Origin of the sequence: Solibacillus sp. FSL K6-1523, assembly GCF_038005225.1 — a bacterium.
Taxonomy (GTDB): domain Bacteria; phylum Bacillota; class Bacilli; order Bacillales_A; family Planococcaceae; genus Solibacillus.
In genome coordinates this window covers 803538-829204 of record NZ_JBBOSU010000001.1, presented here as the reverse complement: position 1 = coordinate 829204, position 25667 = coordinate 803538, and the positions used below count along the sequence as shown (strand labels likewise).

Here is a 25667-nt window from a genome sequence, read left to right as displayed (position 1 = left end):
CTATTAATTAATAAGTAAATAACAAAATTAAGTTTTATAATAAAATAAATTAATAAATACAACTTTATAATTGATATTATTAATAAACCACCTTGATTATTCATTCATCTATTTCTGTGGAATACAAAAAAGTGGATTCGGAAAATAGTACGTTTTCCAAATCCACTTTTATTTTATAAATAATCTTATAAGAAGCTATATAACTGAATATTTTCGTTTTTATCTGAGAACCAACGCATTGCGAATTCGTTTTCAAATAAAAATACTTTATTGTCATAACGATCTCTTACAAGCATTGAACGTTGTGAATGCATCGAATCTTTCACATCTTCCTCGTTCTCAATCCAACGCGCAATTTTACTACCGATTGGTTCCATGATTACTTCAACATTATACTCATTGCTCATGCGATGTTGGAATACTTCAAACTGTAATTGACCTACAGCCCCAAGTAGAATATCTTCCGTGTGTAATGTTTTGAAATACTGAATCGCGCCTTCTTGTACAAGTTGTAAAACACCCTTTTGGAATTGTTTCCCTTTCATGACGTTTTTCGCAGACACGCGCATGAAAATTTCCGGTGTGAATTGTGGTAATTTTTCAAAGTTAAAGCCTTTTTTACCACCTACAACCGTATCGCCAATTTGATACGTACCTGTATCATAAAGACCGATAATATCACCCGCTACTGCCTCGTTAACGATTTCACGATCATCTGCTAAAAACTGCGTAGATTGCGTCACTTTAAATGATTTCCCTGTACGTGCAAGCGTCATGTTCATACCGCGCTCAAATTTACCCGATACGATACGCACAAACGCAATACGGTCACGGTGAGCAGGGTTCATGTTTGCTTGAATTTTGAAAATGAAACCAGAAAACTCATTATGGTCCACAGGGTCAATAAACTGCTCATCCTCTGTAATACGTGGTTGAGGCACTGGTGCAAATTTTAAATACGTATCAAGGAATGTTTGCACACCGAAATTTGTTAATGCCGAACCGAAAAATACAGGCGTTAGCTCGCCACGACGAATTCGATCTTCAGAATAGGCATTTCCTGCTTCATTTAATAATTCAATATCATCCATTGCTTGCGTATAGTAAGAAGTCACTTTCATCGGATGGTCGACAGCTAAATGACCTGATTCATCAAGCGGTAAAAAACGATCCGCCTCTTCTGTACGGAACTGTTCAATACGTTGATTGTAGCGATCGTAAATACCTAAGAACTCTTTTCCCATACCGATTGGCCAGTTCATTGGATACGCTGAAATACCAAGCACTTCTTCTAAATCCTCAATTAATTCAAGCGGCTCTTTCCCTTGTCGGTCTAACTTATTAATAAATGTAAAAATCGGAATCCCACGCATTTTACATACTTTAAATAGTTTTAACGTTTGTGCCTCGATACCCTTTGCTGCATCAACTACCATGACCGCTGAATCTACCGCCATTAATGTACGATACGTATCTTCAGAGAAATCTTGGTGCCCTGGTGTGTCCAAAATGTTGACACGGCAATCTGAATAATCAAATTGCATTACAGAAGATGTTACAGAAATCCCACGTTGTTTTTCAATTTCCATCCAGTCCGATGTCGCAAATTTACCTGATTTCTTTCCTTTTACAGTACCTGCATCGCGAATCGCACCGCCGAATAATAGTAATTTTTCAGTAATCGTCGTTTTACCAGCATCAGGGTGACTGATAATGGCAAATGTACGACGTGATAATATATCTTGTTCTAAAGTCATTTTTTTAATCTCCTTTTCCATACTTACCTATTCTAAAAGACAGGTACTAGTAGTGACAACCTTTTTTACTTCATGTACTTTAATTTTTACGCAATCGCTGCAAAATCTTATATAAAATAAATCCAATAATAATCGCAATGGCATTCAATAAAACATCATCCACATCAATACTACGGCCGATAAAATACTGTGTGCACTCGATAAACAAAGGAATGCCAAGCGCAACAACATGCATCCTCAGCCAACCTCTACACTTTTTAAAAAGCAATGGAATGAAGAAACCAAAAGGAATAAATAAAATAATATTCCCCGCCAAATTATAAAAAGCAATATTCGAAAGTGGACTATTTAACAGGTCATAATATAAGTGAATCGTTTGTAACGGCATAAAATTGCCGCGCATATACGGACTTGCTGTATCCAAAACAATCTGTCCATTCACAATATAAAAATCGGGAATGATTGTTTGTGAAAATATACTAACAGAGTAGAGGAAGAATAGCAGCATGACTAGTTCCCGTGGCCACATAATTTTTCTTTTTCTCATATAAAGGTAGCGCATACTCATATAAAATGGCAAACTCACAACGCAATAGATAAACATGCTCATTAAAAATGTTCGAATCACGGATAAAAACACCTCCTACAGTGTAACACGACCATTTGTAATATAAGTTGCATTGTAAATATTTCTGCTTTTACGGCAAGGTTCATTTCCTTACTTTATCCCCACTAAAAAACACCGTATATCCATTCCATACGGTGTCTTTATGCTAATTCGTTACACAAATTTCAATTTCCCTGCTTCTATCGCAATTTCTGCATCACTATGTGGGAATTTTGTATTTTCGATAATTTGATAATCCTCATGCCCTTTACCAGCGAAAATAATAATATCTCCAGCATTTGCAATACTGATCGCATGACGAACGGCTTCAGCACGGTCTCCAATACAAGCATAATTGTCATGAGCCATCCCTTTTGCAAGGTCACCTGTAATGCTATCAAATTCCTCATAACGCGGATCATCTGTCGTTAAAATAACATAATCCGCAACCGAGGCTTTTTCTGCCATGATTGGACGTTTTGTTTTATCACGCCCACCACCCGTTCCAACTAAGAAAATCAATTTATTTTCTGGTTTTTTATACGGTAATGCAGCGTTAATTGCTTTTTCAATCGCATCTGAAGTATGAGCATAATCTACAAAAATTTGAATCGGTAAATCCGTCATGACCTTTTCCATACGCCCTTTTACTGGCGGTAACATTTCGATTTGTTCAATAACTGCCTCTAGCGCAAAGCCGCGCGCATAAAACATCGCTGTCGCAGCTAATACATTATAAATATTAAATTCACCTAATAAATGCATATTTACATGGAAAGTACCCTCTGGTGTGATCATATCAAAGCTTGTCATTCCATTTTCATACGCGCAATTTGTCGCACGGAAAATCGCATCATTATGTAAACCATATGTCCAAATCGGATAAGGGGTTGTATCCGCATACTTTTTTGACCATGGATCATCCGCGTTCAATACAACATGTTTATTTTTTTCTAAATCTTGTCCGAGCTGAGAAAATAATAGCCCCTTCGCATTGCCATACTCCTCCATCGTACCATGGAAATCTAAATGATCATGCGTTAAATTTGTAAAAATAGCCACATCATAATCCACGCCTGCTAAACGACCTAATGCTAGCCCATGAGAAGATACTTCCATGACCATTGCACGACAGCCTTCCATTTTTGCACGGAAAATCATTTGTTGCGTATTGAGTGCATCACTTGTTGTATTTGCTGACTCATAAAGCACACCATTTAAATTAAATCCAATCGTGCCTGATAATGCTGATTTCTCGCCAAGCCCAATTAAAATATTATGAATAATGCCCGCAACGCTCGTTTTCCCATTCGTTCCTGTTATGCCAACCATCATTAAATCCTTTGATGGGTAATCAAAAAATCTCGTAGCTAGCAATCCCAAAGTGCGCGTTGTACTTTGAACGATGATTTGTGCCACATTTCCCTCTAGCTCTAACTCGCGCTCTGTTACGATCACAGTTGCGCCTGCATCCACTGCCTGCTGTGCATATTCATGACCATCTACTGTGTAGCCTTTTATACAAATAAATACACTGCTCGGTTGCACACTTCGGGAATCAATTGCAATGTCTTTTACAATGTTCGGTAATTGCCCAATCACCTTTTTTTGCATAAGTGTACTTAATAGCTCTTCTACATACATAATCCGTTCCTCCAACTATGGTGTTCTAGCTCACACAACAATTTTAATTCAAACTTCTATTCGCTCACAATTTATAAGGTTAGTTTCATCATACTGCTCATTTTTATAAATTTCCATTCTTTCGTTTGTACAAATTAGTAATTATTCGTTCCGTTTCAAACGAAATTTCCGTTTAGCTATTGACTATCTATTAGTATACCAAAATTCGTCATTTATCGACATAACTTTTTCGTGTATTATATAGGTAGTATTTCTTACTTTGGAGGTATCATGCAACAACTTGATATTTTACATAAACGCAATCAATTCATCTTTGTAATGCTACTTTTTACAGTAACATTTCATATTTTTACACCTTGGCTTGGCTTTTTTAATTTGTCTACAGCCAATTTAATCGTTTGTATTACGATCTCAATTACTCTTTCATTTCTTTATTTCTTAAAAGTGAATCCAAAAGTTTTTCAATATTGCTTAATTTTCGGCTGGCATTTTTTCGTATTATTTTTGACCTATCAAAGTGAAAATATCATTACATTGTACTCTTTTTTATATTTTTTAATTATATTGAGTATTTATCGATCTTTATGTCTTAATATTATTTTTTCACTAATTGTTGTTACCGAATCACTTATAGTCTTAAATTTTTCCCACTCAATTTTTAAAAATTCCAGTGGGATTGATGATTTTTTATTTATATTTTTTTTGATACTCGTCTGTTGTATAAGTTTACTACAAACTTTTTATGTAAAATATCTTTGGAATCGTGTCGAGCAGACAACGATAGACCGCGAATATAATTTGATATCCAAAGAAGCTTACTTAAATATGTTTTTTGAACATGCTGAGGATGCCATTGTCGTTTTTAATTTGGACGATACCATTATTACGGTAAATCCAGCATTTGAACGTTTATATGGTTGGACAAAGGAAGAAAGCATCGGTAAAACATTGCCACTTGTTCCCCCTGGAAATGCAGAGGCAGCTGCTGAGCGAACAAAACAACTTTTAATGGGGCAAAGTCTTCACCTGTTTGAAACGCAGGATATGAGGCGAGACGGCACCTCGATCGATGTTCAAATTTCGATATCGCCTATTTATGACCCTAATGGACAAATGATTGCGATGTCACTCATTTCCCGTGACATCTCGTATATTAAAGAAAACGAACGTCTCGTTTTACAATCTGAAAAGCTAAAATTAGTGGGTGAGATGGCTGCAGGTGTCGCCCATGAAATCCGCAACCCTATGACCGTCATTTCCGGTTTTGTTCAAATGATGAATGAGGGAGATTCTTCACCTTATCATGAATATACAAAATTGATGGAAAAAGAAATTGAACGCATTGATTTAATTTTATCCGAATTTCTCGTTCTTTCACGCCCGCAAGCGAATCAATTCGTTCCGATTCACCTAGGCCAAACGTTAGCTGAAGTTGCGCATCTTTTTCAATATGAATTTCAGCAAAGGAATATTACATTAAAAATAAATAATGATTATGACCATATTGTGATTCTTGGCAATGCAAACCAAATCAAACAAATCTTTATCAACCTTTTTAAAAACTCAATGGAAGCGATTAATGATTGTGGTGCTATTACGATTGAATTATGCAAAGACCTGGACGAAAATACGGTTTTTATCAGCATAAAAGATACTGGTTACGGCATTCCGCCACATGTTTTAGATCGAATTTTTGAGCCTTTCTATACGACAAAAACAAAGGGTACCGGCTTAGGCATGATGATTATTAATAAAATTATTGAAGATCATCGCGGGACCATTCAAATTACAAGTAAACAAAACGTTGGGACGGAAATTTTAATTAGCTTTCCAATCGATTTAAATTAGTCTTTTTCAATATTGAAGCCCCCATTTTAATTCAAATGGGGGCTTCATCGTCATTTTATTATTTCATAATCGTCCGAACAAGTTTTACCTTTTGCTTATATGGTGGGAATAGTAAACCATTCGCAAGCTTATTAGAACGTTGCATAATGGATTTAGCATGTGTGAAATTTTCAAAACTCGCTTTCCCGTGATAAGCATTACTTCCAGAAGGACCCACTCCTCCAAACGGTAAATGTGTATTTCCAACATGTGTAATCACATCATTAATACAGCCTCCTCCAAACGGAAGCTCCTGTAAAAAGTACTGAATTGCTTTTTCATTTTCAGAAAATAAATAGGCGCTTAATGGCTTCGGCAATTTCCGCACTTCATGAATCGCTTGCGGCAACTCTTTATACGTCATAATCGGCAGTAGTGGACCAAATAATTCATCTTCCATTGACGGACTGCCCCATGTAATATTTTCTAATAGCGTCGGTTCAATAAATAAATCTTCGCGGTCCGTCGTGCCACCAAATGTAATGGTATTTCGTTCGTTATCCAAAATACTTTGCAGGCGATCAAATTGGCGTAAGTTAATAATGCGCCCGTAATCCTCGCTTTTTTGAATATCCTCTCCGAAAAATTCGCGTATCACCTTTTTCATCAGCTTCACAAACTTTTTCGCAACGGATTCATGCACAAGTATATAGTCAGGTGCTACACATGTTTGTCCGGTATTATTAAATTTCCCCCAAGCAATTCGTTTAACAGCCACTTCTAAATTTGCGGTTTGGTCGATGATAACAGGGCTCTTCCCACCTAACTCTAGTGCATAAGGGGTTAAACGTTCTGCAGCGGCACGAGCAACTACTTTACCAACAGCCACACTGCCAGTAAAGAAAATATAATCAAACGGCGCATGGATAAGAGCAGTCACTTCATCCTTTTCCCCTTCAACAACGCGAACATAATTTTCATGGAATGTTTCTTCAATAATTGTTTTGACAATTGCCGCGGTATGCACGGCAGATTCAGAAGGCTTCACAATGGCTGTGTTCCCCCCTATAATCGCACCGATCAGCGGCTCCATTATTAATTGGAATGGATAATTAAATGGTCCGATAATTAATACAACGCCATATGGTTCGCGAACAATATAGCTCTTCCCTGGTTGAAATTGAATCGGTGTTTTTACTAATTCCGGTTTCATCCAATTATCAAGATTTTTCAAAAAGTAAGAAATGCTATCATAAACAATCCCAATTTCCGTTGCAAACGCTTCAAACTCACTTTTTCTTAAATCAGCTGCTAAAGCTTCTATTATTTGGCGTTCATATTTTTTAATGGATTCTTTTAATAATACTAATTGATGCTTACGGAATTCTACTTCCTTCGTCGTCCGTGTAAAATAAAATGCACGTTGATCCTCTATCATTTGTTCAACATCTTGCGCAGTAAATTTCATTTTTTTCCACCCTTTCTTTAAATTCTATGCATAAATTATATCGGTTCACACATATTAACTATAGTAATAACTACTACAACTCACAATGAATTTCCTGCAAGAAAGGAGCGATTCAAAATAACGCGCAGTCATTTGAAGAGTTGTTCACAAAATAAGAAGTTATTTTCTAATACACGCAGCGCATTATAATCGTACAAGGGGGCTATATTAATGATTGTAACTGAAACTTGGTGGGAAGAGATTTTTTCTGGACCTTTATCAATCGGGCTAAACGTTCAAAATGTAATAAAATTAGAGGACGAATCATTTTTATACTTTAACGAATACGCGGCAACCATTCATAATGAAGAACAAAATACTTAACTCAATCACTTATAAGGGTGGGATACTTCTGTACTTGTCGCTTTCGGTACAAATACAATTGCTAAAAAGAAGTTAAAGGACTGTCACATTTGGCAGTTCTTTTTTTGTTTTTTTGTGGCATAATGACGGAGGTCACAGATTTTTACTAGCACTTTAAAGAAAAAATCAGACTAAAGTTCGCTAAAGCGTAATTGCTTATCAAGACGCTTATGCTATAAAGGCGGTTCTTCTTATTATGAATAAATTTTTTAAAGTCATGCTTATTTTTTTAACGATTTTTATTAGTATTTTATTAGTTCAATTCATGGTGAATTATATTAATTCTGAGGAAACGAAGAAAATAGAAGAAACAACAGCTCAAATATCACCCGAAGAATTACAAACTCAAACGACTATTGCGATTACAGACATTATTTTAAATCAATTATTGGAAAACGTTATTTTGAATATTGACTTCACACACCACGACGGTCAACACGATGTTGATTTATTTTTACAAGGTCGCGAGTTTGTTTCCGAAGATACGTTATTGAAGGACAGCTACAATATTTTAAAAGAAATTAACAAAAATGAAACAATTCATGATTTTACATTAAAATGGTATATGCCCGTTAAAAATAAAAATACAGAAATTTTAACACTCTCTTTTTCTCAAGATACCATTTCCAAAATAAAAAATCTCTCATACAAACAATTAAAACAAGTAGCAACCCATTACGAAAAACATGAAGCATTATATTAACAAGAGCCACACTTCTAGCATAATTGTTAGAAATGCGGCTCTTGTCTATTAAATTCTTTCTATTTCCTGCCTGTTGCATAATTCAACTTTCAATTTAGACATTCTGATAATGGATGTACTTATGAGATCGACTACGCGCTTATTTCCCTCTAATTTACGCAGGATTTAATTCCAGTTCAACTGTAATTTTAATATCTTTTCCAACGAGCACACCACCTGTTTCTAATGCGGCATTCCAAGTTAAGCCAAAATCTTCACGGTTAATTTTCGTTTCTCCCTCAAAACCATAAACTTCAACGCCCCAAGGATTTGTCCCTTTGCCGTTATATTCTACGTCAAATGTAACAGGTTTGGTCACATCTTTAATCGTTAAATTCCCAGCGACCTGATAACCGTCACCAGATTTTTGGATTGTCGTGGATTTAAATGTGATTTTCGGATAAGTTTCAACATCAAAAAAGTCCGCTGATTTTAAATGGTTATCACGATCTTCACTTTTTGTTGTTATTGATGCTGTATCAATATAAAACGTAATGATGGCAGTCGTTAAATCCGATAAATCCTCCGCTTCTACATCCGCTGAAAAAGAATCAAAGTTCCCCTTCACTTTAGATACCATCATATGCTTTACTTGAAATCCAATATTCGTGTGTGACGCATCCACTGTCCATTTAGCCATTTCATATTTCCTCCTAAAGCTGAATTTTTAGATTGTAGGTTTTTCTAAGCAGTCTTCATTTATATGTATACCCACATTCCATTTATGCAAACTTTTAACACTAGATAAATTTCTAAAGAAAAAACCATCTTTTCACCCAATGGCAAAAAAAGATGGTTTTAATTTTTTTTTTTGGTGAGCATCAGTATGTTGCAAGTATAGATTTAAACATTGCTCTATTATTGGACTGTTTTATCCATGTCATTTAAGGCATTTTGCACATGTTGAATCGCTGCTGTCAGCTCTTCTTTTTGCTTCGCTGTGAAGAAACTATAATTGACGTAATCTTCTTTACCAACTTCGTAATATTCCAGAACTTCATTTAACTGCGCAATTGCTTCCGTTGCCGTTGTCACGGATTCAGTAGTTGCTCGTGCCGTAAAAATTTTCACAATCTCTTCAATTGCTTCTGTTTGAGCCTTCACCGCATATACTTCAGCATTTGCAAAGCTTGTTGCTGTTAAACGATTTTTTATCATATTTTCGAACATCGCACTAGCTGATGCCAGTACATTATTTTTACTTACATCAATAGTTGATAGTTGTTGTTCTAATGCTTGAACATCGCTTGCAAGCTGCGTAGCGACTTCTTCATAGCCTTTTGTAGTCTTCTCTTGGAATAAGCCAAATGCTAAACGTTGGAATCCTGTTGAATCGGCTTCTTTTCCTTTTGTGATTCGACCATTAATCGCTTGATCCAGTTCCTCAAAATCATTTGTAATCGGTAAAAGTCGCTCATAATACATCGTTACAAGTGGGTATAATTTTTGCGCTTCTTCTAATTTTCCTTCTTGAACAAGTGTTGCTAATAATTGCGTATCCGCTACAAAATCAGTCATTTGTGTGGCACTATACTTACGGAAAAGGTTTGCTTCTTCTGCTACTTTTACCTCTTCTACTGCTTCCTGTTGTTCCACTTGCTCTTTTTCTACTTGCTGATTTTTGTCTCCACAAGCCGCTAAAACAGCCACTGACATGAAAACAACCGCTAATTTTTTCGTATAGTTCATCGTATTTCACCTCATATAAGTTCAATTCATAATTTTCGCATGGACAACAAAGCGTTCTTTATCATTTACGGATGTCGTACATGTCGAAAAAGTAACAATTTTATCGCTTACCGACACATCGACCCGCATCGTAATTTCGGAACGTTGCTGGATTTCATTTAAAAAAGGTTCAAATGTTGCATCTGAAAATTGTGTTTCAATATAATAAAAATCGGTTGTCGTTTCATAGGCAGCAAATACTTGCAGTTTATATTTTTCAGATGCTGTTTCATAATAAAATATAGGATGCGCATCGGCGTATTGCTGATTTGCAAATTTAGAAAGCTCCCCAAACATTGTCCCGTTTCGCAGTACATGTCCATAAAAAATCGTATGCCGATCTGTCATTAGCTCATTGCGAAAATCAGCAAAAATACTGCCTCCACGACTTTTTTCATTCAAATAATTATGCGTTAAGTAAAAGTCATTATTATTTGTCTGCAAAACAGGGTTATCCAGTCGACTATTTGCTAATGATAGCCAGCCAATAATGTTTGGATTTTGTTTTTGAAGAGCTATAAGCGTACTTTCTTCTACCACTTTCTGGGCATCTTTTAAATCTTTTTCTACATTTTTATAAGATAGCGCATACTGAATTAACTGCATCGCACAGAAAAGCATGACCGCAACACTTAAGATTCTTAGCCATCGTCGCATACTAAATACTTAAAGGCATCATATAAAGCCCGAGTTGCTCATCTTCATGGAACACCGAGTTGACACCGTACACTTTTTTGATTACTTCCTTTGTAATGACAGCACGCGGCGCACCTTCTGCAATAATTTGACCCGCTTTCATTAAAATAATATGTTCACTATAACGAATGGCTTGATTAATATCGTGGAGCACCATGACAATTGTCAAACCATGCTGTTCATTTAATTGTTTCACAAGCTCTAATAATTCAAGCTGATAATAAATATCCAAATACGTTGTCGGTTCATCCAAACAAAGCATTTCGGACTTTTGCGCAAGTGCCATCGCAATCCATACACGCTGACGTTCCCCACCCGAAAGTGCCGCAAGATCGTTGTGACGTTTCCCTAGTAAATTCGTGCAAGCTAATGCCCACGTAACCGCTTCTTCATCTTCTGTCGACTTTTTCTTAAACAATGAGGAATGTGGCATTCTTCCATACATGACCAGCTTTTCGACAGTTAAATCACTTGGAATATCGTTTTGCTGATAAACAATCGCAAATTTTTTCGCAAAGTCTTTTGGTTTATATTCAATCAAATCACGATTTTCAAGGCGTGCTTGTCCTTCGAGCGGTCGATTATTGCGTGACATAACGCTTAATAATGTCGATTTTCCACAGCCATTCGGTCCAATTATCGTCGTAATTTGGCCTTTTGGAATAACGGTTGATACCCCATTTAAATGACGTGTTGTTCCGTCATGCGAAACAATTACTTCTTTCATTTCCATCTTAGCTGTCACTCTTTTCTAAGTAAAAATATTAAAAATGGTCCACCAATAATCGCCATAATTGTTGATGCAGGAATTTCCATCGGGGCAAATAATGTACGACCTAACGTATCCGCCAATAAAATAATAAACGCCCCTAATAACGCCGTAAATGGAATAAGCACTTTATGATCGTAGCCTACTAAACGACGCGCAATATGTGGCACTAAAATACCAACAAAGGCGATGACACCAGCTACTACAACTGATGAAGCGGCAAGTAAAACGGCTACAGCTGCGATAAGTAATCTTGCAACCGTTACATTAAACCCGATACTTTTCGCTGTTTTGTCCGATAATACTAACACGTTACACCAGCGATAGAACATAAAAGCAAGTACTAAGCCAATCGTACCGTAAGTCGCCATTAGTGAAACATCATCCCATGTTTTTAACGTTAAAGTGGATGTAATTGCTCCAGAAGTAGATGCACCAAAGCTAATCATCGCCTCTGTTAATCCTGAAAACATCGCGTTAATCGCAATTCCGACTAAAATTAATTTCAGTGGATTTAAACCTGATTTCCATGATAGGAAAAAGACTAAAAAACACGCAAACGCCCCGCCGATAAATGCAGCGATTGGCGAGAAGAAAAACATCGTTGGCACAAACGATACGATAAACAACTTCGTAAACGCAGCGCCGGCTGATATTCCGATAAAACCTGCATCTGCCAACGGGTTACGCATAATCGCTTGCAATAAAACGCCCGCTACCGATAGCGCGGCACCTGCAAATAATGCAATAATAATTCTTGGAAAGCGCAAATCTTTAATGGCCGCCATCTTGTCATTATTAGCATCAAATAAACTCGTTAAAAATTCGCCAAAGCCCATTTGGATACTACCTGTTGTAGCGGCATAAACAATCGTCAGCAACAATAATAGTAAAACTGCTACAAAACTACTAATTTTTTTCGTCACAGTAAACACCCTTTATCTCTAAATAACCGACCAACAAATTTTCTAAGTAATTTTGCTAATCGTTTTTACACATTATTTATAAAAAATCGTTACAAGTTCATTCAGTGCTTCTGATACATTTAATGCCGCAGTTGTGCCAAACAGTTCCTCTTCTAAATCATAAACTTCATCATTTTTTACTGCAGCAAAGTGCTTCCATACATCATTCGTTTTAAATTCATCATCAAACATTTCAATTACTTCATCCGGCATCCCATGCGCTAATCGCAAAATGATATCTGGATTGGATTCGTATAAATATTCTGTGTTTGATGGCAAGTATTCCGCATCTTGTCCAGCCATTACATTTTCGCCACCAGCTAAACGGACTAAATCACCTGCGTACGATTTTTCAGTTGCTACTAAATAACTTCCTGGTACACCTAATAAAATAAGTACTTTTGGCTTTTTCTTATCGCTAGAAATCTGCTCCACAGCATCCATTTCCCCTTGCAACTCAGAAATTAACGCTTCTGCTTCGGCTACTCGATTGTAACGCTCACCAATTTCGGTAATTTCAGAAAGCATCGTTTCAATGCTCGTTAAATCAACAAAATCCACTGGAATTTTTAGTTGTTTGAATTTATCTTTCAAATCATATTCCAACGTGGAAACAGATAATACTTCAGTCGGATTCAAAGATTTAATAATTTCTGCATCAGGGTCCATCGCATTTCCGATTGTCGGTAATCCTTCAAAACGTGCTGGTAAATCCTTTACCGTTTCTGGCACCGCGACCGCATCTAAATTGAGTTGGTCCATAATATCCGCCAAAACAACTGTGCCTGCGATAATACGATGCTCTTCTTCAATCGTAGTAGATTGCTCTGCCCCATTGTCAGATGCATTTAGATTTACTGCATCTTTTTCATCATTGCCACAGCTAGCTAATAAGGCTACTCCTAATGCTAGACTTGCAAACCATTTTTTCATTTCGTATTTCCTCCTCATTAAACTGAAGTAAACTTTCATCGAAAACGTGGATGGAAATTTACTTCAACTTAATACCATTTCCAGTCCGTCCTATATCCGTAATACTTCAAAAAGGCAGTAACCTCCACAATAAAGCGGAGGTACACTGCACATTGATTTTATTTTAAGCCGTCAATTACAGTTAATCCGTTATTTAAAACTTTTGCCATTTGACCACGTGTTAATTTAGTATCTGGATTAAATTTACCTTCATAACCCGTCATAATGCCTAATTTATTTAACTCAGCAATTGCTTTTACAGCTTCTGCATCTTTTACAGATACATCAGTAAAGTTTGCAGTAGCTCCTGTTGCTTTATATCCTTGGTTTTCTAATAAACGGTAGATCATTAACGCAGCTTGCTTACGTGTAATATCTTGTTTTGGTGCGAAAATTGTTTCTGAGTTGCCGTTAATGACACCAATTCCATGTAACGCTTTAATTGCACTTTGCGTTTCTGTATCGAATTTCGCGATATCCGTGAATTTCGTTGTTGCTGGTACTTCTAATGTTAACGCACGGTTGATCATTAATGCGAACTGAGAACGAGTTACGTTATTTTTGGGGTTGAATTTATCGGCTTCTTTAATAATTCCTTTTGAATATAATGAAATAATTGAACCGTAGCTTGCATCTTTCATAATATCTGTAAATGGATTTTTCTTGCCGCCAAATTGTAATTGCACTGGATATTTTTCATCGTATGCGAAGTCGCCAAAACGAACCGATAAATCAACTGTTGCATTATAAATTTGTGTAATGTCTTTCACTGAAACTGTATAAATTTTAACTGTATTTTCACCGACAACTTCTTCCGATTTTTTCGCAACTGTTGCACCTGTTACAGTGAAGTCATTTAAATGTTGACCTTCTGGGAAAGTGACATCCACATCATAGCCACCCGCAGTAGCTGTTACCGTTACTTGATCTGCTAAATATTTCTCTTGCATAATCGATAACTCATTTTTTCCGTCTGCATAAACGAATGCTGGTAATGTATTAGCTTCAGGTGTTGCTTCAGCTTTTGGTAGCTCTAATTTCGCTGTGTTAATTGCGAAACCGAAATCATACCATTTATCCATTTTGGCAGCTGGTACGACAACATGTACCGATGACTTGTGTAAATCACTAATTGAATCAATATCAAAGCTTAATACGCGCGTGCCTTCTGTTGCTGATCCAGAAACTGTTGTTGCTGCTTTCTCATTTACTTTTAATGCAGCAATCATTGGATTTGATTTTTCTACGATTTCAACTTGCACTGAATATTTACCATTTTTCACTACTAATTTAGCATTTGGTGAGAAATGGCTTGAAATCGCTTTATAATTACCGATGTTTGTTTCTGGCGCATAAGCATCAAACGTTACATCGTATGTACCATCTGCCACTGAGTCTAACTTTTTACCTGGTGCGAACGGCTTTCCAGCTTCCTCTTCAGGCTTTGTTGGTTTATTTGTTTCAGTTGTTTCTTCTTTAATAGAAGCTGGATTTGGTGTTAATGTTGCTTTCGCATCCATTTTCCCTACTGGTGTTGTTAAAGTAAATACCGCTTCAACTGGCTTGAAGTCTGTTGAAACAGGAATTAAAATCATTTTGCTGCCATAGTTGTAAACAGCTGTTTTACCATTTACTAATACTTCATCAACCATTGCTAATACTTGTTCTGTTAAGTTTAATTGAATATATTTTTGACCTTCACGCTCTACTAAATTACCTGTACCTGGAACATATTTTGCAAGCATGCCTGTTGCATCTTCTACTTTGAAATCAATCGTTTTTGTCACTTGCGTTGCAGTGTTTACTGCATCTACTGAACGAGATGTTGCATCTGTTCCATTTACTTTAACTGACCCATCTACATCTGCTGAAACTGCCATTGCAGGTACGATTGCCGATGTTGCAAGTAATGATGCGATAATTGTTTTAGTTGCTTTTGATTTTTTTGCCATTGTTAATTTCCTCCTAGAACTATTCGTTTGTTTTTGGATTTTGATTGCGTATAAAAACAATCATTGCCATAATGAACAACACGATTGCTAGTATCGGTAGCTCATCACTCGTCTCTGGATTTTCTACTACTTCTTGTTCTTCAGCTTGTTGCTCTTCTGGTACTAATGTTTGTTGCTCTTCAGTTGGCGTTTGTTGTGCCTCTTGTGAAACCGCTTTCTCAGTTGTCAAAGGCTGTTTCGTTTGTTCGCTTGTTGACGAAGCAGTAGAATTTTCAGTTGTTGCTGGTTTATTTGAAGAAGTATTACTTCCTGACGATGAATTCGTTGTTTCTTGCTTTTTAGGTGGTTCTGGCGCAACTGGCTTTGTCTTTGGTGCCGTTACTTCTGGCGCCTTTGCTTCCGGTAAAGCACTGCTGTTAATGACAAAATCCACACTATAAGAATGATGGTAATCAATATCTTCTATGTCGATTTTCATTGCAATTGTCACAACGTTGGGATTCGATATTGGAAATTGTACGACACGCTGATCCGCGCCTTCATTTGAACTAATGACAGTCGCCCCACCAGGAGGATTAAATTCCGTTACCCATGCACTTTTTTTAATCGTCAATTGCATCGTCATTTTTCCATCATTTACGATGAGCTTTGCAGGCTTTGCAAAATAATCATTTGCCATTGACGCTGAATTACTGCCTGGTTTGTTTACTTGATAACTAACATCGTATGTACCATCTGCAATCGCCGCATTTGAAACATTTGGTGAAATAAATGGGCTCATTAAGAGTAAGGTGAATAATAGTAAAAAGTATTTTTTCATGCAAATTTCCCTTCCATTTCTTATCAATTACGCCTCGGCGTAATTGCGTCCTGATTTTTTCGAGCTCGCTCGAAAAGCTCCCCTTAAAATCTGTGACATCCGCCGGGGGCTTTAACTTGATTCAGCCGGGGTTTGAACCCCCCTCTGAATTAAAGTCATAGTTGGCATTCATCCCCCACTTATAGAAATGGGAGACTTCTGCTGAATCATGTTATAATGATTATCTATTTAGTGGAAAACGATCATTCATTCCATTGTCTAGCATGCCATAAACTAATTTGTTACACAATTGACTTGCCTCTCTTTCACTAGGAATTATAGCTTAATTGAGAATAATTTTCACTAATTTGTAATATTTACTACATCATTCTAAAGAGTCTACTGCAGACGGCTGTTCTATCTGTCCATCCCATAAATATCACCAATTTCAAGTTTGTGTAATTCATAAAAAATAAAAAGGCTACAATAAAAAATCATATTTCATGACTTTTTATTGTAACCCTGTTATTAAATCAAATCCGTAATACGCTTGCTCTTCTTGTAATATTGTTGCAATTTCTTTCGCAGATCCTACTAAAGGAATTTTACGACTTTCTTGAATAATCATCCGGTCCATTTCTGTTAATGGATAATTATGCGCTTCTTTAGGAGTTAAAACTTGCCCAATCTTTCCTTGCGTCAACATACCCCCACTGAGATGAAGCTTTTCAGTGGGGGCTTGAGTTTATCACACAGGTCTTCCTTGCCCAATTTGACGTTCTGTGTGACAAGCATCCAAAAGACGCTCCCCAAATACTGTTTTTGGTTGGGCTTGGCGATGAATGATCGCTTGCCCACTTGCACCACCCTTCCGAAAAAGAGCAGTTCTTTCCTATTGCGAAAGATGCCACCACCCAGCATTGCTGGCGTGTGCTACAAGCCCCGACAAGTCGAGTACACAAGGATGGTTGACGCACCCACTAGACCGTGCTTATGCAGCGGTTTTACGTTTTTGAACTTCGAGTACGAACGGATTTTTAATTTTAAAATGCTCGTCCAGATTCACGATGTTTGATTTCCTCAAAATATTGAATGCTCCGTTGACGTCGGCATGAATACACTCTCCTGATAGCGCTTGGTATTGCCCACGATTCACTCGCTTCCCGCTAAATACATACTTTCTCTTGTCGTGAGGGGACCAGACAGGGAGTTCATCTTTATCCAGAAAGCTTGCCTTCGATGTGTAGCTTTCTTCCTGTTTGACAAAGCGGATGCCTTCCTTTAAGCACTTATTTTCGATGGCACTTATCAATTTGTTGAACGGAAACTGAACGAAGTGTTGGTTATTCTTTTTACCGATGTTGCTGTTTTGCTTCCACCCTTCGTTATACCCGACAATAATTGTATCAATGTTCAACGCTTTGATTTTCTTGAATAATAAGCCTACTGCTTGAGAGATGTAGCCGTTTATCTGGTTGTTTCGCTTCCTCCATAGTTTAGCCAATTGATTCGTGACAACCCGCTTTGAAATCCCATTTTTGATATTTCGTTGTTGGAGCTCACTAATCGCCTTGTTGAAGTATTGGTTAATGGATTTCAACTTCTTCCCATTAATTAGGAATGTATCGCCAACATTCGTTGCACAACTCATGAATCGATCTACACCTAAATCGCAACTTAATGCATTTGTTGTGGTCGTGGATTGCTTTTTCATTTGAGCTGCTTGCACTTCATACGTGTAATGCACCTCAAAGAACCAACCGTTTTGCTTCGGTACGATTTCAATGTAGGAGATTTTTCTTTGTAGTAAGTTTTTAGGCATCCGAATCTTAATCGAGCCAAAACGTTTTCGAAATGCAACATTCATCGGAATCGACCAATACCCATTTTTGTCTATTTTCGGAACTTGGTAGATTTCGATGATCCGTTTTTCCGTAGCCCCTGAATAATTCGGAAACTGCGGTCGGCCCGTAAACTTGCTGGGGTCTTTTTTCCATGCTTCGAGTGCTTTGAAGAAACTTTTGGTCTCGCTTAGTAATGTTCTGCGAATCGCCTGCACAGAGTTCGATTGAATACCCCAATAGTTAATGTCCTGCTTCATGGCAGCGTCTATTTCCTTCGTAGTTGCCATTCGATTCTCATTTAAGAAGCTTTGCTTGATTGTATATAACCCAACATTTCTCAATGCTTTCGAGCTGTGCGTCATCCGCTGGAGCAAACGAAACTCTTTCGCTGTTAATTGAGACCTTCCGATGTTTTGTTTCTGCGTAAGACGTTGAATATTATTAAGTTTCTTCTTTTTACGTAACACTTTAACGGCTTTCTTCCTTGACATATTGTTCACCTCCTTTTCTTTCATTCTATCAAATGGAATATACGTTCGTAAATGGAAGTAAGAAATTTAGGCTACCGCCTACCGACATTCATCTCCCACTTACTTATTGGGCTATGCCCTGCACATTCCTTGAAGTGGGAGTCTTCTGTCGGAAAATAATAAAGTGGTGAATCCCTCACAAACAATGAAGCAAACCCGAGTTCTTCCGCTTGTTTTGCCAGTACTATTTGTTGTGCCAAGTCCATTGTTTGAAATTTGCCCGATGACAACTCCGATGGAAATGAAAGACCAAGCGTCAATTTATTTTCTTTAAATGTTCGTACAAAACCATTATGCGATTACAATTTATCCATATTTATTTCACCTACTCGGAAACTTCTTTTCTTATAAAACCATTTTTTCCTTAACCCATTCTTGTAGTAATTTCACTTTTGATGGGTACTTTATATTTATTTCTTCATATAATGACGCCATTGTTTCGCGCTTTAACACAAATTGCCAAGAGGACTCGGCTTCTGCCATTAAATTCGTTAACAAGCAGCCACAATCTTCCTCTTCTAATTCAAACATACCATGCAAAATACCACTTGAGGAATACAGTGATTGTTGGCCTTCAATTGCAAGATAAATATCGTAAACTCGAATGTCTTCAGGTTTTCTCTTTAATTTAAATCCGCCTTTAACCCCTGGCACAGAAGTAATCAAGTCCGCACTTACTAACTTTCGGAGTAATTTTTGAAAATACGTTGGTGATGCATCTAATTGTTGGCTAATTGCTTCGCCCGGTATTACCGCCTTATCTGGTAACATATTAAGGATTAAAATGGCGTAAACAGATTGTTCAACTCCGGTTTTCATCTGCATAAAAATCACCTCCCACCATTAATACTTTCTTCCATCAAACATTCGCAACTAACGTAGATATTTATTATCCACGTTAGTTTAACTCATTTTCTTATTAAAGTAAATTTTATTATACCGCCCTAATCTAAGGTACATAATTTGTACACCTGACGAATGGCGATCCATATGAAATTCCAAATAACCAAACTTGTTTACGCACTAAATGATCAAAATAAGAAAAAAAAACACCTTTCATTGAAAAACAGGTATTGTAAACCCATTAATCAATATAAAGGTGTTTTGCTGGTACATACGTGAGATATCCTAGAAACTAAATCTATTATTTATTAACTTCTTCCGGGTGGAAGCCGTCTCTTTGTAAATAGTTAGGATATGCCCAAATATTTAGCTTTTTTGCTTCTGCCTGTTGTTGAATTTCACGTAGCTCATCTTCTAAAGAGTTATTTGGTTTATTCACATAGCGTACTGCTGCAAGTCCTTCATTTAATAAAACTTCATGCAAGCTAACGCCATCAACAAAAACATAGGCTAACAATCTATCATACTTATCTGTTTCTGGTCCCTTATCGAACAATAGCTGAACCGATTTGGCATCTTCTAGCAATTGCGTTGTTAATTGTTTTGCCGCCTCTGCATAAGGCATTGGATCGCCCTTATCGTAATTCATTTCAGGTGTATCAATCATCAATAAACGGACACGCTGCTTTTGCCCATCCATTTTAACACTCATTGTATCGCCATCATTCGCTGCAATAAACTCTACGTCAATTAGTTGCTTTCCTGTTTCGTTCATTGCGAGTTCAGGCGTAATACTATAATGTTTTTGTTCTTGTGATACTATATTATTTTGAGCGCCGTCATTTGTTGGCGGTTGTTCATCAGTTGGTTTAGCAAAAACTAAATATAACCCAACTGCTAAAATAATCGTCCCACTAGTAATGAGTGTTTTAATATCTTTTAACTTCATACGGTAAATCCTTTCGATCACTTAGATTTCATTTTTTGGTTTCGTTGTTGGACCTAATTCTACTGGAGGGATATCAGCAAATGTTTCGCCTTCCTCTTCTAAATCACGCATACGGTGAGCAATTCGTGATGCCGCGCAAGCCGCAATACTACCTACTAAATCATCTAAGAAAGTATTAACAGAATTGCCCGCTTTCGTATCTAACTTTTCAATAATGCCGATTTTTTGCTTATCTAAATGCCCAAAAGTCGTCACCGCGATACTACCATACGTAAATACCGAACCTAAAGCTAATGTTTCATCTACACCAAATAATCCTTCATCAGATTCAATGATTGCTTGTAATGGTGCAGAAAGCATATTTTTCTCCGCTAATTCATCCAACTCAATTCCAACTAACACCGCATGTTGAACTTCACGTTTATTTAATACGCGCTCTACCGATTGCACACAATGTTCTATTGTTAAACCTTCATTATATGGAGACTGCATAATATGAACAATTTCTGCAATATCTTCAATTGTTACATGACGACGCAATAACGCTTCATGAGTTGCTTTCGTTACCTCATCAGAATGAACTCGAACTCTTTTATTAGACATGTGTAATTCCTCACTTTTATTATATTTATCATAATTATTTAACTTGATTCAGTCGGGGTTCAAACCCCAGCTGAATCAGAGGAACTTAGGCTAAGAACGCCACATCGTGTGGCAACGCCTAAGTGACCAACATCGTGTTGGCCCAAGCCCCCGGCGGATGTCACAGATTTTAAGGGGAGCTTTTAAAGAGGAAGTCAGCCTAAAAACGTCACATCGTGTGACAACGGCTGACTGACCCACGACCTGTGGGCCCAAGCTCGAAAAAAATCTGGACGCAATTACGCCGAGGCGTAATTGATTGTCCATCCTCTATATTACACCTTTATTTTTCTTTGTGATACAATTTCGATACAATCACAGAACAGGAGTGACTATTTTGGAAAAAGGGACAGTAAAAGATATTACGTTTTATAGCCATTCTTTAAAAGAAGAATTGGATTTACTTATTTACATTCCAGCAAACTATTCTCCGCTATACGAATATAACATTTTAATCACATCAGATGGTAGAGATTACTTTCAATTAGGTGGAATTCCTCGATTAGCTGACGAATTAATTGACGATTACATAATTGAAAACGTTATCATTGTGGGTGTACCCTATAAAGATGCTGCCGATCGACGACGCAAATATATTCCATCGGGCGACCAATTCGAAGCATATATGCGGTTTTTAGCACATGAACTCGTTCCATATTTAGATGAAGAGTTCACGACGCATCAAATGGGCTCGGGGCGCACACTCATGGGAGACTCAATGGCTGCAACGATTTCATTATTAACAGCGTTACATTATCCTAATATTTTCGGGAAAGCCATTTTACAATCCCCTTATGTAGATGAACATGTGCTGCAAACAGTTCGTGACGCAAAAAGCCCAGATTTACTAGCTACTTATCATACCATTGGCTTGCGTGAAAATGAAGTCCGTTTTCCAAATAATCCGGTTGCAAAAGACTTCTTAACACCAAATCGCGCAATGCATGATCTCTTTGTAGAACGCGGTATCGAAACGTTTTATGAAGAAGTAGACGGTGACCATACTTGGAAAACTTGGAAGCCTGATCTAAAGCGCGCATTAACGAAAATTTTAGGTTCATGAACATTGTAAATGTTTATTGTAGAAATTTTCTGTTATAATGAAAGGATAATAGCGAAAAACTTCTAGGGGGTAATGAATTTGAAATATGGTATTATTGCATTTCCATCAAAAAAAATACAAGATTTAGCCAACACGTATCGTAAACGTTATGATCCACACTATTCTTTAGTTACACCGCACTTTACATTAAAAGATGCGTTTGATGCAGATGCGTCTCAAATTGATGAAATTTCTAAACACTTACAAGAAATTTCTACAAAGTTTGCGCCTTTACAAATTCATGCTTCACGAATTAGTTCATTTTATCCAACAACAAATACACTATATTTCCGTATCGAGCCTACTTCACAATTGGAAAGTTTGCACAAAACGATTCAAGAAAAGTTGAACATTGGTACATCTAAGCATGTCTTTTCACCACATATTACAATTGCCCAAAAATTAACGGCTTCAGAGCATGATGATATTTTTGGTCAATTACGCATGATTGGTGTTGATGAGCATGACGTTGTGGATCGCTTCCATTTGCTCTACCAACTTGAAGATGGCTCTTGGACAACATACGAAACATATAAATTGACTGGAGCTGAGTAACAAGTGTTTGAAGTAAAATTAGTTACAACTGTGGATGACCGAAATCGTGCTTTTTCGATTCGTAAAGAGGTTTTCGTGAACGAGCAAGGGGTTCCTCTTAGCCTAGAACTCGATGAGCATGATGAAACAGCTATTCATTTCATCGTCAATGAAGGTGATCAAACAATCGCTGCTGCCCGTCTTCGAGAAATCGAACCAAAAATCGGGAAGGTTGAGCGTGTTTGTGTACTTAGTCATTACCGAGGCAAGCGTCTTGGTGCATTAATTATGGACACAGTCGAGCAACATGCGAGTGCTCTTAATTTTAAAAACTTGAAATTAAATGCACAGTCTTATGCTGTACCCTTTTACGAAAAGCTAAACTATACCGTAACATCACCCGAATTTATGGATGCTGGTATCCCACATCGTGCCATGGAAAAGAATCTTTAAAAATACATTTTAAGAAAAGGATGTTTAATGTGCTTTTGCACGATTAAACATCCTTTTTTTAACGCATTAACTTTTCAATTTTACTGAAATCTAAAGAGTGTCCATCTTTTACAATCGATTGCACAATTTTTTCTTCCATTTCTTTTGTGATTGGTTTATTAGCAATTTGACTTACCTTTTTAACAATTTTCCGAACTTGCCTTTCATCGGTAAAATCCGCGTGCGTAAGGGCATTCGCTAAATTCATAATTTCATCAATGCTCAGTCCTGTTTTATTTTCTACTTTTTTAAAAAACGATTTATCCATCTAAGTCTCTCCTATCCATTACGCCTTATCTAGCTTCAGTCCAGAATTTTCCGAGTATACTCGGAAAATTCCGTGACATCCACTGGAGCTTTAATCCCCACTAAATTAAGTTAAATAAATACGCTACCAACAATAATAAGTAAGATGAATAATACTACGATTAAAACGAAAGTTCCGCTGTTATTGTTACAGTAGTTATATGCTGGTGACTCATAATTGCAACACTGTTGTTGCCAACCTCCATACCCGGACACAAAAATCCCTCCTTCCTATTTTGTAGTGTATGCACAACAAAATAATAAAAAGAGGGTTATCGTCTAGTCTACTTTTCCTTTTGACTTAAAAATAAAGGCCGCGATAAAACCAAAAATGATGGCTGCACTAATTCCTGAGCTTGTCACTTCAAACATGCCAGTTAATACGCCAATCCATCCATGCTTTTCTGCTTCTGCCATCGCTCCGTGTGTCAATGAATTTCCAAAAGATGTAATGGGTATTGTAGCACCAGCACCAGCAAGATCAATAAGTGGCTCGTACAATCCCAAACCGTCTAAAATGGCGCCACATACAACTAAGATTGATAATGTATGTCCGGGTGTTAACTTGGCAACATCCATTAGCAATTGACCAATCATACAAATAACTCCACCTACTATAAAAGCAAATAAAAATGTAATTTCCATGGTCGATCACCCCATTCCAATTTCTATCGCATGTGCCGTACAAGGTATTGTTTCGCCTTGTTGGAATGATAAAGGGGAAAGCAATGCACCCGTTGCGACAAGCAACGCTTTTTTATAGCGTCCACTTTTAAATTGTTCAAGTAAATAGCTAAAGTACACCGTTGCCGAACAGCCCGGCCCACTAGCACCCGCTTGGAATGCGGAATCTTCGCCATAATATTCCGCACCCGCATCACGAAATCTCGCCAAATCCTCCTTCGCAACCCCACTTTGAGCAAACATGGCCTTCAATATTTTCAAGCCAATTTTCCCTAAATCTCCTGTCATAATAACATCATAATCTTGAACTTTTTGACCGCGCTTTTTTAAATGGGCTTGGATTGTTTCAAATGCAGCTGGTGCCATTGCGCCTCCCATATGAAACGGATCGGTTGCACCAAAGTCAACTACCTTTCCAATCGTCGCAGCTTCGATAAAAGGATATTCATCATGATGCTTTCCTACAAGTGCAAATCCTGCTCCCGTTACTGTCCATTGAGCAGTTGCTGGTTTTTGGGATCCATAAGCAACAGGATAACGAAATTGCCGTTCTACCGCATTGTGCTGACTAGAAGCACCAGCAATCGCAAATTCACTAGCACCAAGCTCCGTCAGTAAAGCCGCGATAATGACCGACGAAACCGATGTCGCACACGCTGAAAATAAACCAATAAATGAAACAGCTAATTCCCTTGCCGCAAAATTCGTAGGTGTCATCTGATTAATCAAATCGCCACCTAAAAAATAATCGATATCCAAATTATTCAATTTAGATTTCTTTAAAATAACTTGACATGCTTCTGAAATAAGTAACATATGCCCTTGTTCATTCGTATTTTTATGTGACCGTTCATCTGTAAGAACTTTATCAAAATAAGAATGAAATACACTCTGCTTTTCCAAAGGACCCACAATTGCGGCGGCTGCTAATATCGACGGTCTCGACTCGAAAATAATTACCATGAGGCTACACCTACCGTTACTAAAATTAATTTAATAAGCGCAACGAAAAATGCGGATACTGTTCCAAATAAAATAACCGAACCTGCGAGCTTAAACATATTTCCGCCCACACCGAGCACAAGCCCTTCTGATTTATGTTCAATGGCCGCTGAAATTACAGCATTTCCAAATCCTGTTACAGGTACTGCACTTCCTGCCCCTGCAAACTGACCGAGCTTACGATATAATCCAAAGCCCGTTAAAATCATGGCGATAAATACCATTGTAGCAACGGTTGGATTGCCCACTGTTCGTTCTGTAAAATCGAAGAAAATCATGTAAAAGAAAGATATCCCTTGTCCAATCGTACAAATGATTCCACCTACACCAAACGCTTTTAATAAATTAAGTCCATAAGGGGTAGGTGGGGATAGTTGATCCTTTAGTGTGTTATATTGTTGCTCTTTCAAA

At 37.3% G+C, this 25667-nt stretch carries 28 protein-coding genes; 6 read left to right on the top strand and 22 right to left on the bottom strand.

Going from position 1 to position 25667, the window contains the following annotated elements; all coding sequences use genetic code 11:
• Positions 1–185: 185 nt before the first annotated feature.
• From MHI10_RS03740 to MHI10_RS03730, 3 genes are all read right to left on the bottom strand, one after another.
• Positions 186–1757: a peptide chain release factor 3 gene (locus tag MHI10_RS03740; RefSeq protein ID WP_340783071.1), complete on the bottom strand. Its 1572-nt coding sequence runs from the start codon at positions 1755–1757 to the stop codon at positions 186–188.
• 79 nt (positions 1758–1836) lie between these two features.
• Positions 1837–2385 carry a VanZ family protein gene (locus MHI10_RS03735; protein WP_340783070.1) on the bottom strand — a complete coding sequence of 183 codons (549 nt, stop codon included), beginning with the start codon at positions 2383–2385 and terminating at the stop codon, positions 1837–1839.
• Between the two features lie 153 nt (positions 2386–2538).
• Positions 2539–4008 (bottom strand): UDP-N-acetylmuramoyl-L-alanyl-D-glutamate--2,6-diaminopimelate ligase, encoded by a 1470-nt coding sequence (locus MHI10_RS03730; RefSeq protein ID WP_340783069.1) that lies wholly within the window; start codon positions 4006–4008, stop codon positions 2539–2541.
• Positions 4009–4278: 270 nt separating this feature from the next.
• Here MHI10_RS03730 and MHI10_RS03725 point away from each other — a divergent pair, with 270 nt between their 5' ends.
• The gene (locus MHI10_RS03725; RefSeq protein WP_340783067.1) at positions 4279–5856 is read left to right on the top strand and encodes a two-component system sensor histidine kinase NtrB; all 1578 of its coding nucleotides are present in this window, start codon (positions 4279–4281) and stop codon (positions 5854–5856) included.
• Positions 5857–5914: 58 nt separating this feature from the next.
• Here MHI10_RS03725 and MHI10_RS03720 read toward each other — a convergent pair whose 3' ends face one another.
• On the bottom strand, positions 5915–7303 hold the full coding sequence (locus tag MHI10_RS03720) for an aldehyde dehydrogenase (RefSeq protein WP_340783064.1): 1389 nt from the start codon (positions 7301–7303) through the stop codon (positions 5915–5917).
• A 210-nt stretch (positions 7304–7513) separates the two neighbouring features.
• Here MHI10_RS03720 and MHI10_RS03715 point away from each other — a divergent pair, with 210 nt between their 5' ends.
• The gene (locus MHI10_RS03715; protein WP_340783063.1) at positions 7514–7666 is read left to right on the top strand and encodes a hypothetical protein; all 153 of its coding nucleotides are present in this window, start codon (positions 7514–7516) and stop codon (positions 7664–7666) included.
• A 235-nt stretch (positions 7667–7901) separates the two neighbouring features.
• Positions 7902–8408: a hypothetical protein gene (locus tag MHI10_RS03710; protein WP_340783061.1), complete on the top strand. Its 507-nt coding sequence runs from the start codon at positions 7902–7904 to the stop codon at positions 8406–8408.
• Between the two features lie 154 nt (positions 8409–8562).
• On the opposite strand, the gene MHI10_RS03705 is transcribed toward MHI10_RS03710, so the two are convergent.
• From MHI10_RS03705 to MHI10_RS03645, 13 genes are all read right to left on the bottom strand, one after another.
• Positions 8563–9087, bottom strand: a complete 525-nt coding sequence (locus MHI10_RS03705; protein WP_340783059.1) for a YceI family protein — start codon at positions 9085–9087, stop codon at positions 8563–8565.
• Between the two features lie 218 nt (positions 9088–9305).
• Positions 9306–10136: an EfeM/EfeO family lipoprotein gene (locus tag MHI10_RS03700; protein ID WP_340783057.1), complete on the bottom strand. Its 831-nt coding sequence runs from the start codon at positions 10134–10136 to the stop codon at positions 9306–9308.
• Between the two features lie 21 nt (positions 10137–10157).
• Positions 10158–10832, bottom strand: a complete 675-nt coding sequence (gene srtB, locus MHI10_RS03695; RefSeq protein ID WP_340783054.1) for a class B sortase — start codon at positions 10830–10832, stop codon at positions 10158–10160.
• Position 10833: 1 nt separating this feature from the next.
• Entirely contained in the window at positions 10834–11604 is a 771-nt protein-coding gene (locus tag MHI10_RS03690; protein WP_340783051.1) for an ABC transporter ATP-binding protein, read from the bottom strand.
• 8 nt (positions 11605–11612) lie between these two features.
• Positions 11613–12566 (bottom strand): FecCD family ABC transporter permease, encoded by a 954-nt coding sequence (locus MHI10_RS03685; protein ID WP_340783050.1) that lies wholly within the window; start codon positions 12564–12566, stop codon positions 11613–11615.
• A gap of 72 nt (positions 12567–12638) precedes the next feature.
• A complete protein-coding gene (gene isdE / locus MHI10_RS03680) occupies positions 12639–13538 on the bottom strand; it encodes a heme ABC transporter substrate-binding protein IsdE (RefSeq protein WP_340783048.1) in 900 nt (299 codons plus the stop codon).
• A 158-nt stretch (positions 13539–13696) separates the two neighbouring features.
• Positions 13697–15529 (bottom strand): S-layer homology domain-containing protein, encoded by a 1833-nt coding sequence (locus MHI10_RS03675; protein ID WP_340783046.1) that lies wholly within the window; start codon positions 15527–15529, stop codon positions 13697–13699.
• A gap of 19 nt (positions 15530–15548) precedes the next feature.
• Positions 15549–16349, bottom strand: a complete 801-nt coding sequence (locus MHI10_RS03670; RefSeq protein ID WP_340783045.1) for an NEAT domain-containing protein — start codon at positions 16347–16349, stop codon at positions 15549–15551.
• A 490-nt stretch (positions 16350–16839) separates the two neighbouring features.
• Positions 16840–17031 (bottom strand): hypothetical protein, encoded by a 192-nt coding sequence (locus MHI10_RS03665; protein WP_340783040.1) that lies wholly within the window; start codon positions 17029–17031, stop codon positions 16840–16842.
• 288 nt (positions 17032–17319) lie between these two features.
• Positions 17320–18663 (bottom strand): transposase, encoded by a 1344-nt coding sequence (locus MHI10_RS03660; RefSeq protein ID WP_340783037.1) that lies wholly within the window; start codon positions 18661–18663, stop codon positions 17320–17322.
• Positions 18664–19047: 384 nt separating this feature from the next.
• Positions 19048–19527 (bottom strand): Rrf2 family transcriptional regulator, encoded by a 480-nt coding sequence (locus tag MHI10_RS03655; RefSeq protein WP_340783035.1) that lies wholly within the window; start codon positions 19525–19527, stop codon positions 19048–19050.
• Between the two features lie 319 nt (positions 19528–19846).
• A complete protein-coding gene (locus MHI10_RS03650; RefSeq protein ID WP_340783032.1) occupies positions 19847–20494 on the bottom strand; it encodes a thermonuclease family protein in 648 nt (215 codons plus the stop codon).
• A gap of 21 nt (positions 20495–20515) precedes the next feature.
• Complete coding sequence (locus MHI10_RS03645) at positions 20516–21097, bottom strand: phosphatidylglycerophosphatase A family protein (RefSeq protein WP_340783030.1); 582 nt, start codon at positions 21095–21097, stop codon at positions 20516–20518.
• Positions 21098–21473: 376 nt separating this feature from the next.
• Between MHI10_RS03645 and MHI10_RS03640 the strand changes: the two genes are divergently transcribed.
• The 3 genes from MHI10_RS03640 (at position 21474) to MHI10_RS03630 (ending at position 23225) form a co-directional block, all read left to right on the top strand.
• Positions 21474–22199 (top strand): alpha/beta hydrolase, encoded by a 726-nt coding sequence (locus MHI10_RS03640; protein WP_340783028.1) that lies wholly within the window; start codon positions 21474–21476, stop codon positions 22197–22199.
• 78 nt (positions 22200–22277) lie between these two features.
• Positions 22278–22793 (top strand): 2'-5' RNA ligase family protein, encoded by a 516-nt coding sequence (locus MHI10_RS03635; RefSeq protein ID WP_340783026.1) that lies wholly within the window; start codon positions 22278–22280, stop codon positions 22791–22793.
• A 3-nt stretch (positions 22794–22796) separates the two neighbouring features.
• Positions 22797–23225: a GNAT family N-acetyltransferase gene (locus MHI10_RS03630; protein WP_340783025.1), complete on the top strand. Its 429-nt coding sequence runs from the start codon at positions 22797–22799 to the stop codon at positions 23223–23225.
• Positions 23226–23283: 58 nt separating this feature from the next.
• Here the strand turns inward: MHI10_RS03630 and MHI10_RS03625 are convergent, their stop codons facing one another.
• The 5 genes from MHI10_RS03625 to spoVAC form a co-directional block, all read right to left on the bottom strand.
• The gene (locus MHI10_RS03625) at positions 23284–23532 is read right to left on the bottom strand and encodes a stage VI sporulation protein F (protein ID WP_340783023.1); all 249 of its coding nucleotides are present in this window, start codon (positions 23530–23532) and stop codon (positions 23284–23286) included.
• A gap of 110 nt (positions 23533–23642) precedes the next feature.
• Positions 23643–23792, bottom strand: coding sequence for a YjcZ family sporulation protein (locus MHI10_RS03620; RefSeq protein WP_445683206.1), 150 nt, complete (start codon positions 23790–23792; stop codon positions 23643–23645).
• A 57-nt stretch (positions 23793–23849) separates the two neighbouring features.
• Positions 23850–24215, bottom strand: coding sequence for a stage V sporulation protein AE (gene spoVAE / locus MHI10_RS03615; RefSeq protein ID WP_340783019.1), 366 nt, complete (start codon positions 24213–24215; stop codon positions 23850–23852).
• 6 nt (positions 24216–24221) lie between these two features.
• Positions 24222–25217: a stage V sporulation protein AD gene (locus tag MHI10_RS03610; RefSeq protein WP_340783017.1), complete on the bottom strand. Its 996-nt coding sequence runs from the start codon at positions 25215–25217 to the stop codon at positions 24222–24224.
• Positions 25211–25666 carry a stage V sporulation protein AC gene (gene spoVAC / locus MHI10_RS03605; RefSeq protein ID WP_340783015.1) on the bottom strand — a complete coding sequence of 152 codons (456 nt, stop codon included), beginning with the start codon at positions 25664–25666 and terminating at the stop codon, positions 25211–25213. The genes MHI10_RS03610 and spoVAC overlap by 7 nt, the downstream gene beginning before the upstream one ends.
• Position 25667: the final 1 nt, after the last annotated feature.

Excerpts from the sequence above, each read along its gene's own strand:
- MHI10_RS03660 (WP_340783037.1), bottom strand. The coding sequence starts at position 18,663 with ATGTCAAGGAAGAAAGCCGTTAAAGTGTTACGTAAAAAGAAGAAACTT.
- MHI10_RS03690 (WP_340783051.1), bottom strand. The coding sequence starts at position 11,604 with ATGGAAATGAAAGAAGTAATTGTTTCGCATGACGGAACAACACGTCAT.
- MHI10_RS03705 (WP_340783059.1), bottom strand. The coding sequence starts at position 9,087 with ATGGCTAAATGGACAGTGGATGCGTCACACACGAATATTGGATTTCAA.
- isdE (WP_340783048.1), bottom strand. The coding sequence starts at position 13,538 with ATGAAAAAATGGTTTGCAAGTCTAGCATTAGGAGTAGCCTTATTAGCT.
- MHI10_RS03700 (WP_340783057.1), bottom strand. The coding sequence starts at position 10,136 with ATGAACTATACGAAAAAATTAGCGGTTGTTTTCATGTCAGTGGCTGTT.
- MHI10_RS03675 (WP_340783046.1), bottom strand. The coding sequence starts at position 15,529 with ATGGCAAAAAAATCAAAAGCAACTAAAACAATTATCGCATCATTACTT.
- MHI10_RS03710 (WP_340783061.1), top strand. The coding sequence starts at position 7,902 with ATGAATAAATTTTTTAAAGTCATGCTTATTTTTTTAACGATTTTTATT.
- MHI10_RS03625 (WP_340783023.1), bottom strand. The coding sequence starts at position 23,532 with ATGGATAAATCGTTTTTTAAAAAAGTAGAAAATAAAACAGGACTGAGC.
- MHI10_RS03645 (WP_340783030.1), bottom strand. The coding sequence starts at position 21,097 with ATGTCTAATAAAAGAGTTCGAGTTCATTCTGATGAGGTAACGAAAGCA.
- srtB (WP_340783054.1), bottom strand. The coding sequence starts at position 10,832 with ATGCGACGATGGCTAAGAATCTTAAGTGTTGCGGTCATGCTTTTCTGT.
- spoVAE (WP_340783019.1), bottom strand. The coding sequence starts at position 24,215 with ATGGAAATTACATTTTTATTTGCTTTTATAGTAGGTGGAGTTATTTGT.
- MHI10_RS03740 (WP_340783071.1), bottom strand. The coding sequence starts at position 1,757 with ATGACTTTAGAACAAGATATATTATCACGTCGTACATTTGCCATTATC.
- MHI10_RS03655 (WP_340783035.1), bottom strand. The coding sequence starts at position 19,527 with ATGCAGATGAAAACCGGAGTTGAACAATCTGTTTACGCCATTTTAATC.
- MHI10_RS03715 (WP_340783063.1), top strand. The coding sequence starts at position 7,514 with ATGATTGTAACTGAAACTTGGTGGGAAGAGATTTTTTCTGGACCTTTA.
- MHI10_RS03720 (WP_340783064.1), bottom strand. The coding sequence starts at position 7,303 with ATGAAATTTACTGCGCAAGATGTTGAACAAATGATAGAGGATCAACGT.
- MHI10_RS03730 (WP_340783069.1), bottom strand. The coding sequence starts at position 4,008 with ATGTATGTAGAAGAGCTATTAAGTACACTTATGCAAAAAAAGGTGATT.
- MHI10_RS03670 (WP_340783045.1), bottom strand. The coding sequence starts at position 16,349 with ATGAAAAAATACTTTTTACTATTATTCACCTTACTCTTAATGAGCCCA.
- MHI10_RS03610 (WP_340783017.1), bottom strand. The coding sequence starts at position 25,217 with ATGGTAATTATTTTCGAGTCGAGACCGTCGATATTAGCAGCCGCCGCA.
- MHI10_RS03725 (WP_340783067.1), top strand. The coding sequence starts at position 4,279 with ATGCAACAACTTGATATTTTACATAAACGCAATCAATTCATCTTTGTA.
- MHI10_RS03650 (WP_340783032.1), bottom strand. The coding sequence starts at position 20,494 with ATGAAGTTAAAAGATATTAAAACACTCATTACTAGTGGGACGATTATT.